Source organism: Rhodopseudomonas palustris, assembly GCF_003591005.1.
GTDB lineage: Bacteria > Pseudomonadota > Alphaproteobacteria > Rhizobiales > Xanthobacteraceae > Rhodopseudomonas > Rhodopseudomonas palustris_K.
The window spans coordinates 15995-28652 of record NZ_QYYD01000028.1; the positions used below are offsets into that span (position 1 = coordinate 15995).

The 12658-nt window shown below is 66.4% G+C and carries 9 protein-coding genes; 5 read left to right on the plus strand and 4 right to left on the minus strand.

Annotated elements, in window-relative coordinates:
* Positions 1 to 211: 211 nt before the first annotated feature.
* The 3 genes from D4Q52_RS21995 to D4Q52_RS22005 form a co-directional block, all read right to left on the minus strand.
* The gene (locus D4Q52_RS21995) at positions 212 to 766 is read right to left on the minus strand and encodes a PAN domain-containing protein (protein ID WP_119858715.1); all 555 of its coding nucleotides are present in this window, start codon (positions 764 to 766) and stop codon (positions 212 to 214) included.
* A gap of 295 nt (positions 767 to 1061) precedes the next feature.
* A complete protein-coding gene (locus tag D4Q52_RS22000; protein WP_119858716.1) occupies positions 1062 to 2432 on the minus strand; it encodes a glutamate--cysteine ligase in 1371 nt (456 codons plus the stop codon).
* Positions 2433 to 2522: 90 nt separating this feature from the next.
* Positions 2523 to 3014: a MarR family winged helix-turn-helix transcriptional regulator gene (locus D4Q52_RS22005; RefSeq protein WP_119858746.1), complete on the minus strand. Its 492-nt coding sequence runs from the start codon at positions 3012 to 3014 to the stop codon at positions 2523 to 2525.
* A 124-nt stretch (positions 3015 to 3138) separates the two neighbouring features.
* Here D4Q52_RS22005 and gstA point away from each other — a divergent pair, with 124 nt between their 5' ends.
* From gstA to D4Q52_RS22025, 4 genes are all read left to right on the plus strand, one after another.
* Positions 3139 to 3753, plus strand: coding sequence for a glutathione transferase GstA (gstA, locus tag D4Q52_RS22010; protein WP_119858717.1), 615 nt, complete (start codon positions 3139 to 3141; stop codon positions 3751 to 3753).
* A gap of 231 nt (positions 3754 to 3984) precedes the next feature.
* A complete protein-coding gene (locus tag D4Q52_RS22015) occupies positions 3985 to 5742 on the plus strand; it encodes a hypothetical protein (protein ID WP_147407843.1) in 1758 nt (585 codons plus the stop codon).
* Positions 5743 to 5838: 96 nt separating this feature from the next.
* Entirely contained in the window at positions 5839 to 7641 is a 1803-nt protein-coding gene (locus D4Q52_RS22020) for a type I secretion system permease/ATPase (RefSeq protein ID WP_119858719.1), read from the plus strand.
* Entirely contained in the window at positions 7638 to 8930 is a 1293-nt protein-coding gene (locus D4Q52_RS22025; RefSeq protein ID WP_119858720.1) for an HlyD family type I secretion periplasmic adaptor subunit, read from the plus strand. Before D4Q52_RS22020 ends, D4Q52_RS22025 begins: the two co-directional genes overlap by 4 nt.
* Positions 8931 to 9526: 596 nt before the next feature.
* Here D4Q52_RS22025 and D4Q52_RS22030 read toward each other — a convergent pair.
* Positions 9527 to 11743, minus strand: coding sequence for a 3-hydroxyacyl-CoA dehydrogenase NAD-binding domain-containing protein (locus D4Q52_RS22030; protein WP_119858721.1), 2217 nt, complete (start codon positions 11741 to 11743; stop codon positions 9527 to 9529).
* A 105-nt stretch (positions 11744 to 11848) separates the two neighbouring features.
* Between D4Q52_RS22030 and D4Q52_RS22035 the strand changes: the two genes are divergently transcribed.
* Positions 11849 to 12622, plus strand: a complete 774-nt coding sequence (locus D4Q52_RS22035; protein WP_119858722.1) for an EAL domain-containing protein — start codon at positions 11849 to 11851, stop codon at positions 12620 to 12622.
* Positions 12623 to 12658 lie beyond the last annotated feature (36 nt).

The following is a 12658-nucleotide window of genomic DNA, read 5'->3' on the forward strand; positions in this document are numbered from 1 at the left end:
CCATCAACCACGTCGCCCGGGATGATGGGTTTCGCAAGAGCTCAACCCATCCTACGCGCTACGCGCTCGGCGTCCTTACCGCGTGGGCTTCACGTCTTAGCATCGATCGTAGGATGGGTTGAGCGCAGCGAACCCCATCAATCACATCGCCCGAACTGATGGGTTTCGCTGCGCTCAACCCATCCTACCGGCAGCTAAGTATCAACGTCACTTACCGCACCACGCCAGACACATAACCCGGCCGGCGCCGCGGCGGTTTGATCTGGCTTTTCAGAAAGCAGCGCGCGTTGCGGCCGACCAGGCCGGCGCGGGCGTAGCTCCAGGCGCGGCATTTGTTGTCTTCTTCGCAGGCCGCCTTGCAGGCATCGTCGGCCTCGCCCGACTTCATCTCGAAATTGCGATAGTCGCCGCCGATGCGATCGATCGACGCTTCGATCGATCCGTTGCGCGGCTCGATCACGCCGGCGCCGCGCACGCCGGACACACAGCAATTGCTCGGGCTGCGCTGCGGCACGCCGCTCTTCAGCCAGCAGTAAGCGCCGTCTTCCGGCGCCTGCGGATAGGAGAACGTCCACGATCGGCAGCGCCGATCGCGTTCGCACATCAGCGCACAGTCCGCCGGATCGTTGCTCGATACCGGCGCGCGCAGATAGTCCGCGCCGGGGCGATCGAAGTTTGTCTGCGCCCGCACGCAATGCGGCAGCAGCGCCGCCGCAGCCACGACGAGCACGAGTAACCATGCCCTGCCTAGGCCGCCTCGTCGCATCAACGCTCGCTCTCGATCAGGCCCGCCTTCACGATGCAAAATATGCAGTGGGCCGCAGTTCCAAAATGCCATCTGACGGCGACCGACCTGTATGCGGGATGAACGGCTGTTTATCGTTCGGTCATGCTGTCTAAAGTGCTGCAGGAGCCAAGCACAGATGCTCGCCGCAGTCATGCCGTTCTTTCAGATGCCTTGACCGGCGCAACGTCGTCGACAGCCGCAACACGCGGCCACGTCACACAAAGTCGCGAGCTATCCGACGGCGCGGCGGATTGCCGCGCGCGAGCCAGCCCGGTCAGAACGCGTATTCGTCGTAAGCCGGCTCGACCGAGCCGCGCCAGACGCCGTGGTACTTCTCCAGCATTTCCTCGGCCGGCGAGCGGCCGGCGGCGAGGATCTGGTCGAGCGGCGCAAGATGCCGGGATTCGTCGGCGCCGAATTGATCGATCCGGCCGCGACGGCGTAGCCCGGCATGCGCCAGCACCAGGCATTCCTTGGCGACTTCGAACAGAAAGCGGTTACCGATCTTCGCCTTGAAGCCGAGCCGGGGGACGTCGTCGCGCAGCGCCTGACGCTCTTCGGCGGTCCAGCTCTTGACGATCTCCCAGGCCGCATCGAGGCTGGTGTCGTCGTACAGCAGGCCGACCCAGAACGCCGGCAGCGCCGGCAGCCGGCCCCACGGCACGCCATCGGCGCCGCGCATCTCGAGGTAGCGCTTCAACCGCACTTCCGGAAAGATCGTCGACAGATGATTGGCCCAGTCCGACAGCGTCGGGCGCTCGCCCGGCATCTTTTCATTGTTGCCGTCGAAGAAATCGCGGAACGACGAACCCGAGACGTCGATGTACTGATCGCCGCGCTTGACGAAGTACATCGGCACGTCGAGCGCGTAGTCGACCCAGCGCTCGAATCCCATGCCGTCCTCGAACGCCCACGGGATCATGCCCGAGCGCGCATTGTCGGTGTCGCGCCAGATCTCCGAGCGGAACGACAGAAAGCCGTTCGGCTTGCCTTCGGTGAACGGCGAGTTGGCGAACAACGCGGTCGCGATCGGCTGCAGCGCCACCGAGACGCGCAGCTTCTTGACCATGTCGGCTTCCGACGAGAAGTCGAGATTGGTCTGCACCGTGCAGGTCCGGTACATCATGTCGAGGCCGTAGCGGCCGACCTTCGGCATGTAGTTGGTCATGATCTTGTAGCGGCCCTTCGGCATCACCGGGATGTCGCCGCGCGACCAGGACGGCGTCATGCCGAGGCCGAGAAAGCCGATGCCGAGCGGCGTTGCGATCTCGCGCACCTGCGCCAGATGCGCCATCAGTTCGGCGTGGGTCTGATGCACGTTGTCGACCGGCGCGCCCGACAGTTCGAACTGACCGCCCGGCTCCAGCGAGATCGCGCCGCCGCCGGTGACGTCGTGCAGCCCGATGATGTGCGGGCCTTCCATGATCGGCTCCCAGCCGAGCAGGATCTGCATGCCCTCCAGCAATGCGCCGATGCCGCGCGCGCCCTCATAGGGCACCGGCCGATGACCTATGAGGGTGAACGGCGTCTTCTCGTGCTCGGTGCCGATGCGGAAGTCGCGCGGCGGTTTAACGCCCGCCTCGATCCAGCCGACGAGTTCGTCGCGCGAGTTCAGCGGCGTCATATCGATCTGGTCACGCGCCATGGGAATTCCGAAATCAGCGCGCAGCAGTGGTCGGCGCAGGGTGGGAGCCGCGGTTGCAATCAGCCGCGAGCCGGAAAGGTGAGCTGTGTATCATCGCGCCGCCGCGGTGTCTTGTTGGTCCGGCGCGGCGGGCGTGCCGCTGCAGGCGCAGCCGAGCCGGTCGAGCAGCCCGCACAGCCGCGACGCGTCGGCATCGGACAATTTCGAGCCGACGTGCTTTTCGATCGCGGCCGAATACGCGGCCCACATCTTCTTCTGCAACTCGCGCCCGGCGTCGGTGATTTCCACGAACTGGCCGCGCTTGTCCATCTTGCACTCGCGGCGGGCCGCCAGCCCTTCGTCGACCAGCCGGTCGATCAGCCGCGACGTGGAGTATTGCGGAATCAGCATCTGCTTTTCGAGTTCGACCGGGCGCATTTCTCCACCCGGCGCGCGCGTCAGTTCGAGCAGCGCGTCGTACCAGGCGAGCGGCGGAAAGCCGGCCTTCTTCAATTCCTGCTCGACCGCATCGAGCACGCGGCTGCGCACCCGCATCAGGCGGACCCAGGCAGCGGTCGCTTCGGTCGAGGGTTTGCGTTTCATCGCCTCATCCATCGTGCCGGGGAGTCTACTCCAGCGGATGCAGATGCATCAATCTTGACTCCTCCATGCAGGCGCATTTAATCGCCGCACGGCCTTTTTTCCATCATCCCCCGGGAGATTCTCGATGAAGCTGTATTACGCGCCGGGCGCGTGCTCGCTGTCGCCCCATATCGCACTCAGCGAATCCGGTCTGCCGTTCGAGCTGGTGAAAGTCGACATCCGCGCCAAGAAGACGGAAAACGGCGACGACTATTTGCAGATCAATCCCAAGGGCTCGGTGCCGGCGCTCGGCCTCGACGATGGCAGCGTGCTGACGGAGGGCCCGGCGATCGTGCAGATGATCGCCGACAAGGTCGGCGGCGGCAAGCTCGCCCCCGAAAACGGCACGCCCGAGCGCTATCGCCTGCAGGAGTGGCTGAACTTCATCTCGACCGATCTGCACAAGAGCTTCGGCCCGCTGTTCGCCCCGACGCTCGGCGACGACGCCAAGGCGTTCTTCAAGGACCGGATCGCCAAATATCTGGCTTATGCGGACAAGCAGCTTGCCGGCAAAGACTATCTGATGGGTTCGGCCTTCACCGTCGCGGACGGTTATCTGTTCGTGATCCTGAACTGGTGCGACCGGATGAAGATCGATCTCGCGCCCTACCCCAACCTGTCGGCCTATCGGGCCCGCGTCGCCGCCCGGCCGCAGGTGCAGAAGGCCCTGCAGAGCGAAGGGCTGCTGCAAAAGGCATGAACCCACTCATCACCTGATCGGCCAGCGGCGGCGCAGCATGATCTGCGCCGCCGTTTTCGCGTGCGCGGCAAGTGCATCATCGGCGTGTCTTAAAATCAGTGTCATGACAATTGCCGGCGTGCCGCTAACCGGCCGTTAGCCAGGAACTCCGCGCGCATTCGCCGGCAGCGCAACCGGAAGAGGTGTTCCGCCCTTGAATTTCCACGCACAAACCGACGTGGAGAACAAGCAATGAGCACGACAGACACCGGCACTTCTCCGGACCGTATGAATGCGATGATGGGTTCGGCCGCGATGTTCGCCGAGCCGCAGGCTGCGTCCGAGCCCCAGGGCGGCAGCTTCGGGCAGTCCAGCGCGGACGACTCGCAGTCGACCGGCCAGCAGGCCAACGCCGATAACATGCAGAATATTCCCGGCGGCACCCTCGACCCCCGCCCGACCCAGCCGGCGAATTCCGGCGCTGGACAGGCCGCCGCCCAGCCCGGCTCGGGCGCGTCGCCGGCCGCCGATGGCGGACAGGCCAGCCCCCCGCCGGAAGCGGCCGGCCCGTCGACCGACACCCCCGCGCCCGGCGCTTCGGCTGATGGCGGATCGACCGCGGGCGGCGCCACCGACACGCCACCGGCCGACGCCTCGGCTTCGGCGGGTGCCGGCGGTCAGGGCTCGACCACCGCCAATGTCGATGGCAGCGCCTCCGCGGGCAACAGCGGCTCCTCGGCTGACGGCGGCGCCAGCAGCAGCATCACCGATCCGGTTGGCGTGAGCGGTCTGGTCGACAATTTGCTATCGCCGCTTGGCGGCGCCGTACCGCTGCATCTCGCCGGTCAGGGCGCCGTCACCCAGCCGGTGCTCGATGTCGCCAACAGTGTGGTCCTGAACGTCCACAACGTGCTGGAATCGCTGTCCGACCAGACCGGCACCGCGCACATCGTGCACGGCATCACCGATCTGGGCGAAACCATCGGGCTCGGTCAGCTCGGCGCTGAGCCCGGGGCCGGTGGTAACAGCAACCTGCTGACCGATGTGCTCAACCTGCCGGGCGACGCGCTCAACGGCGATCTCGGCAGTTCGATCGATCACATCGGCGCCGACCTGTCCAATGTGATCGATGCCACCGCCGGTCTCGGTGACGCCGTGCTCAATGGCTCCGATCCGCTCAATCCGATCCCCGAACTGATCCACAGCGTGGGGAGCGATCTGCAGTCCAACCCGCTGCTGACGCTTGGCGGGACCGATGGCGACGGCAGTAGCGGCCTGCTCAGCGGTGTGGTCGGCGACCTGTCGCATTCGTCGAGCGGCCATCTGGTCGATGTCGGCGTCGACGGCGTCGGCACGCCGCTCGGCAATGGTCTCGCGCTCGACCTGCTGTCGACGCCGGACGGCGCATCCTCGCCGATCGACGTCAGCGCTATCGATGTCGGCCCCACCGGTCCGCAATTGATCGACCTGACGCTCAACGGTGACTCGATCGGCGGATCGCAGGGCGGCGTGACCGACGGGCTCGGCAACGTCCTCAATCTGGACGGTGTCGGCCAGGATCTGACCAATGGCGCGCTGTTGTCGCTGAACGGCGGCAATAACGGCTCCGGGCTGCTCGGCGGTGACGCTCTGAACCTCAACGGCTCGTCGACCGGTCACCTCGCCGACGCCAATGTCGACGGCACCGGCACGTCGCCGCTGGTGGTCGACGCGCTGGCGGAGCACGGCAGCGGCCCGCAATCGCCGGTCGACGTCAACGCTGTCGATGTCGGCCCGAACGGCCCGCAGGTCGCCGACGTCGGCGTCAACACCGACGCGCCTGCTCTGTCGCTGGCGCCGCTCGCGGGCGGCAGCGATGGACTGGTCGGTAGCATCACCCAGGTGACCGGCATCGCCTCGACCGACGGCGCGCCGCTGTCCGACCTCGGCTCGGTCGAAGACGTCGCGTCGATCGCGCCGATCGGCGGCGATCACGGCCTGCTGCATCTCAACGGCGCGCAGATCATCTGAGCCCGTCCGGCTGCGATCAACGGCGCGGGATACGTCCCGCGCCTTCTGCCTCACCGTCTCTCATAACCCGACAACAAGAAACACGAGACACCCCCGATGATCGGCTCCCGGCTGCGGCTTTCGACGCTTCCTCCTGCGATTCGCGCCGCGCTGGCGTCGATCCGGCTCCCGCTCGTGGCGATCGTGGTCGCCAGCGCGCTGATCAACCTGCTGATGCTGGCCGGCCCGATCTTCATGCTGCAGGTCTATGATCGCGTGCTGCCGAGCCGCAGCCTGTCGACGCTGAGCGGCTTATTGCTGATCGTCGCGGTGCTGCTGATCATCCAGGGCGTGGTGGATTCGCTGCGCAGCCGGCTGCTGCACCGGATCAGCGAGGCGATCGACAGCGGGATCCGCGACGCCGCCTTCGACAGCACCCAGCATGCCGCCCTCACCCGCCGCGACGGCGATCCGCTGCAGACGCTGCGCGATCTCGACAGCGTCCGCGGCTTCATCGCCGGCAGCGGACTGATCGCGGTCTGCGACCTGCCGTGGACGCCGGTCTACATCCTGGTCTGCACGCTGTTTCATCCGCTGATGGGATTGGCGGTCGCCATCGGCGCGCTGGCGCTGTGCGCCATCACGGTCGCGACCGAGCTGTCGACCCGCAACCCGACCCGTGCATTGGTCGGCCTCGCCGCATCGCGCCGCGCCGCCGGCGAGACCGCCGTGCATCATGCCGAAACGGTACGGGCGCTCGGCATCGGCGCGCGGATGCGGCAGATCTGGACCGAGCGCAGCGACGCCTTCCTCGATGGCCAGCGCCGCGTCGCCGATCTCAATGGCGGCTTCGGCAGCGCCTCGCGCTTCCTGCGCACCGCGCTGCAATCCGGCATCTTGGCGCTCGGCGCCTATCTGGTGGTGCGGCAGGAGGCAACGCCGGGCGTGATGCTGGCGGCGACCATCCTGTCGGTGCGAGCGCTGGCGCCGATTGAACTGGCGATCGCTAATTGGCGTGGCTTCATCGCCAGCCGCGAAGCCTTTCAGCGGTTGTGCGCACAGCTCAACGCGATGCCGCAGTCCGCGGCGCTCACCGAACTGCCGCGGCCGCAGCGCTCGCTGCAGGTCAACAGCGTCAGCGTCACGGCGCTGCGCACCGAACGCCTGGTGGTCAACAATATCAGCTTCCAGCTCGCCGCCGGCAGCGCGGTGGCGATCATCGGGCCGAGCGGCTCGGGCAAATCCACTTTCGCGCGCGCGCTGGTCGGCATCGTGCCGGCGTTGCGCGGCGTGATCCGGATCGACGGCGCCGCCTTGGCCCAATGGGATCCGGCGCGTCTTGGCGAGGCGATCGGCTATCTGCCGCAGGACGTCGCGCTATTTGCCGGCACCGTGGCGCAGAACATCGCGCGGTTCGCGGCGACGCCGGATCACGCCCGGATCATCGCGGCGGCGCGCGAAGCAGGCGTGCACGACATGATCCTGCGGCTGCCGAACGGCTATGAGACCGAAGTCGGCGACGGCGGATCGATGCTGTCGGGCGGCCAGCGGCAGCGCGTCGCGCTGGCGCGCGCGCTGTATGGCGATCCGTTTCTGGTGGTGCTCGACGAGCCCAACTCCAACCTCGACACCGAAGGCGAACAGGCTCTGCTGCAGGCGATCCGCCGGGTGCGTGCGCGCGGCGGCATCCTGGTGATCGTCGCACACCGGCCGACGCTGCTCACCGCGGTCGATCATCTCCTGGTGCTGAACGCCGGCCAGATGCAGGCATTCGGCCGCACCGAGGCGGTGCTGCCGTTGCTGGCGCCGAAGCAGCCGGCCGCTTCTGTGGCGAAGCCCGCTCCCGAAAAGCCTGCTGCGGCCAAACCCGCGGCGCCCAAACGCAGGCGTACGCCTGCTGCCGCGGGAGCGAGCACATGACCACCCCGTCGCATTCGATCCGCCAGCATATCATCGCGGTCGCCATCGCGGCCGGATTTATGGTGGTGAGCATCGGCGTGATGAGCGCCGCCACCGAAATGGCGGGCGCGGTGATCGCGTCGGGCCAGCTGGTGGTGCAGTCGGAAGTGAAGAAGGTGCAGCATCCAACCGGTGGCGTGGTGAAGGACTTGCTGATCGGCAACGGCAGCCGGGTCAAAGGCGGCGACGTCGTGCTGCGGATGGACGAGACCGTCGCGCGCGCCAATCTGGCCGCCGTCGACAAGGCCCGCTGGGAGCTTGAAGCCCGGCAGGCGCGGCTGCAGGCCGAGCGCGACAGCAGCGACGACGTGCAGTTTCCCGAACTCCTCACCGAACAGACCGACCCGACCGCGGCTGCGATCGTCGCCGGCGAGCGCAGGTTCTTCCATCTGCGCCGCGACGCTGCCGAGGGCCAGAAGCGGCAGCTGCGCGAACAGATCGTGCAGCTCACCGAACAGATTGCCGGCCTCGGCGATCAGCTCACCGCCAAGAAGCAGGAAACCGATTTTCTCGACAAGGAGCTCGGCGGCGTACAGCAGCTGTGGGATCAGCGGCTGGTGTCGATCAACCGGCTGACCTCGCTGCAGCGCGATTCGGCGCGGCTGCTCGGCGAACGCGGCCAGCTCACCGCCTCGATCGCGCAGGCCAAGGGCAAGATTTCGGAGACCGAGCTGAAGATCCTTCAGATCGATCAGGATTTCCGCAGCGACGTCGCCAGGGAGCTCGCCGAAGTCCGCGCCAAACTATCAGAGACGGTCGAAAAGCAGGTCGCGGCGCGCGACGCCGCCGACAAGCTCGAACTGCGCTCGCCGCAGGACGGGCTGGTGCACGATCTGACGGTGCATACCAAAGGCGGCGTGATCGGCGCCGGCGAAACCATCATGACGATCGTGCCGGATCAGGATCAGCTGCTGGTCGAGACCCACATCGCGCCGCAGGACATCGATCAGATCCGCATCGGCCAGACCGCGATGCTGCGCTTCACCAATTTCAACCAGCGCACCACGCCGGAGATCGACGGCGAAGTCATGCGGATCGGCGCCGACGTCTCACGCGACGACAAGGCCGGCGCGAGCTATTTCGTCGTCCGCATCGCGATCCCGCAGGATCAGATCGCCCAGCTCGGCAAGACCCACCTGATGCCCGGTATGCCGGTCGAAGTCTTCGTCCGCACCGCCGAGCGCACCATGCTGTCGTATCTGATGAAGCCGCTCGCCGACCAGATGCAGCGGGCATTCAGGGAGAAGTAATTACTCGAGGGGAAAGGAAGGCGAGCCGAGCACGGCGCACCTTCCCCGCTTGCGGGGGAGGTCGACGCGCGAAGCGCGGCGGGTGAGGGCTCTCCTCTCCGCGAGTCGCTGAGTCAGCGGCTGGGGCGCCCTCACCCCAACCCTCTCCCGCAAGCGGGAGAGGGAGCGCGCTGCGCCGCGGGGCGGGCGGTCGTTATGGAAGGGGAAGGCGAGCCGAGCACAGCGCACCTCCCCCGCTTGCGGGGGAGGTCGGATCGCGGAGCGATCCGGGTGAGGGCTCTCCGCTCCGCGAATCGCTGAGTCAGCGGCTGGGGCGCCCTCACCCCAACCCTCTCCCGCAGGCGGGAGAGGGAGCTCGCTGCGGCGTGGGGCGGGCGGTCGTTATGGAAGGGGAAGGCGAGCCGAGCACAGCGCACCTCCCCCGCTTGCGGGGGAGGTCGGATCGCGGAGCGATCCGGGTGAGGGCTCTCCGCTCCGCGAATCGCTGAGTCAGCGGCTGGGGCGCCCTCACCCCAACCCTCTCCCGCAGGCGGGAGAGGGAGCGCGCTGCGGCGTGGGGCGACGACCTCATTTCAGCAAGGAAGGACGGAGCGCCCTTACGCCGCCGCCTGCTTCTTCGGGGCGAAGCGGTGGTAGAAGGTGTCGCCGATCTTGGCCATGTCTTCGAGCAGCTTGGGCGGGGTGAAGCGGGAGCCGTATTTGCCCTCGAGCTTGTGACAGAGCGCGACGAACTCCTTGGTGCCCATGAAGTCGATGTAGCTCAGCGTGCCGCCGGTGAACGGCGCGAAGCCGAAGCCGAGGATCGAGCCGACATCGGCCTCGCGCGGATCGACGATGACGTTGTCCTCGACCGTGCGGGCGGCTTCGACGGCCTGCACCGCCAGGAAGCGCTGCTTGAGCTCCTCGACATCGATCGTGTCCGGGTCAAGGTGCTTCGGCTGCAGCGCCGCGATGCCGTCCCACAGGCTCTTCTGGCCCTTGCCCTTCTCCGGATAGACGTAGAAGCCCTTGCCGTTCTTGCGGCCGAACCGGCCCTGCTTTTCGACCAGCTCGACCATCAGCTTCTTCTGCTGCTGATCGACCGCCTGTTCGCCGAGATCGGCTTCGGTCGCCTTCATGATCTTGAGAATCAGATCGAGCGCCACTTCGTCGGCCAGCGACAGCGGGCCGACCGGCATGCCGGCCATCTTGGCGGCGGTTTCGATCATCGGCGCCGGGACGCCTTCCATCAGCATCTCGAGGCCTTCGGCGGTGAAGCGCAGCACGCAGCGGTTGGCGAAGAAGCCGCGCGAGTCGTTGACCACAATCGGGGTCTTGCCGATCTGGCGGGTGTAGTCGAGCGCAGCCGCCAGCGTCGCGTCGGCGGTGTTGTTACCGAGGATCACTTCGACCAGCATCATCTTCTCGACCGGCGAGAAGAAGTGGATGCCGATGAACTTCGACTGATCCTTGAATTCTTCGGCCAGCGAGTTGATCGGCAGCGTCGAGGTGTTGGAGGCGAAGATCGCGCCTTCCTTCAGCAGCGGCTGTGCCTTGGCGTAGGTTTCGGCCTTGACCTTGCGATCCTCGAACACCGCTTCGATGACCAGATCGGCATCCGAGATCGCGTTGAAGTCGGCCGTCGCGGTGATGCGCGACATCAGTGCCTCGGCGTCGGCCGGCTTGGCGCGGCCCTTCTTGATCAGCCCGTCGATCACCGACTGGCAGTGTGCCTTGCCCTTGTCGGCGCTTTCCTGGTCGCGGTCGATCAGCACCACCTCGATGCCGGCTTTCGCCGAGACGTAGCCGACGCTGGCGCCCATGAAGCCGGCGCCGATGATGGCGAGCTTCTTGACCTTGGTGGGCGGCACGCCCTGCGGACGGCGCGCGCCCTTGTTGAGCTCCTGCATCGACAGGAACAGGCTGCGGATCATCGCCGCGGCTTCCTTGGTCTGCAGCACATGAGCGAAGTAGCGCGACTCGATCCGCAGCGCGACGTCCATCGGCACCAGCAGGCCCTCATAGACGCAGCTCATGATGGCGCGAGCGGCCGGATAGTTGTCGTAGGTCTCGCGGCGATAGATGGCGTTGCCGGCCGGGAACATCATCATGCCCTGCTTGGAGAACACCGGGCCGCCGGGCAGCTTGAAGCCCTTCTCGTCCCACGGCGCCACCGCCTTGCCGCCGTTCTTGATCCACGCCTTGGCGGTGTCGATCAATTGATCTGCCGGCACCACGGCGTCGACCAGCTTCAGCGCCTTGGCCTTGTCGAGCTTGAGCTGATCGCCCTTGAGCAGGATGGTCATCGCTTCCTGCGGATTGACGATGCGCGGAATCCGCTGGGTGCCGCCGCCGCCCGGGAACAGGCCGACCTTGATCTCGGGCAGGCCGAGACGCGTCTTCGGATTGTCGGCCGCGACGCGGTAGTGACAGGCCAGCGTGACTTCGAAGCCGCCGCCGAGCGCCATGCCGTTGATCGCCGCGACCCACGGCTTGCCGCCGGTCTCGATGCCGCGCAGGATCTGCGACAGCTTGCGGCTCTCGTCGAACAGCATCTGCTGCGCGGCTTCCTCGCCCTTGTCCTTCTTGAGCTGGGCGAACTGCTTGGTCATCGCCTCCAGCATCGACAGGTCGGCGCCGGCGCAGAACGCGTCCTTGGCCGAAGTAATCACCACGCCCTTGACGGCCGCGTCCTTGGCGGTCGCGTCCGCGATCGCGGCGAGTTCCTCGATGGTCTTGGTATCGAGCACGTTCATCGACTTGCCGGGCAGGTCCCAGGTAACCAGCGCGATGCCGTCGGCGTCGGTCTCGATCTTGAAGTTGCTGTAGCTCATCGCTGTGTGCTCCGGTTCGAACTAATTAGCTAAACGTTGCTTAAGGGTCTGATTGTAGGGTCCGGTTTTTCGTGCGTTGCGCGCGACAGCAAAACTGGAGGCCTTATGAGTTCCGCTTGCGCCGGATGCCACGACGGCATCGCGGTTCCGTTCGAGATGAAGATGGCTTTTCAGCCGATCGTCGACCTGTCGGCGCAGCGGGTGTGGGGTTACGAAGCGCTGGTGCGCGGGCCGAACGGTGAGCCCGCCGGCATGATCCTGTCGCAGGTCACCGACGAGATGCGCTACCGTTTCGATCAGGCTGCGCGCGTGCTGGCGATCGAAACCGCCGGCAAGCTGTTCACCGATTCCTCCACGCGGCTGTCGATCAACTTCATGCCGAACGCCGTGTACGAGCCGAACGCCTGCATTCAGAAGTCGCTCGCCGCCGCCAAGCGCGCCCAGTTCCCGCACCGGAACCTGATGTTCGAGTTCACCGAGAACGAGCGCATGCTCGACGTGGCGCACGTCAACCGCATCATTGAGGCCTATCGCGCGCTCGGCTTCATGACCGCGCTCGACGATTTCGGCGCCGGCTACGCGGGGCTCGGCCTGCTGGCCAAGCTGCAGCCCGACTTGATCAAGATCGACATGGACGTGCTGCGCGACATTCACCTCAGCCGCGCCAAACAGGCGATCATCGCCGGCATCGTCGGCATCGCCCGCGAACTCGACATCCGCGTGCTGGCGGAAGGCGTCGAGAACGAACAGGAATGCACCGTGCTGCGCGCCGCCGGGATCTCGCTGTTCCAGGGTTACCATTTCGCCAAACCCGCCTTGATGGCTCTGCCCGAGGTGCCGATGCTGACGTCCAAAATCGACGTCAGAGCGGCTGTGTAGTTCGCGTAGCCCGTAGGGTGGGTTAGGCGCTCTTGC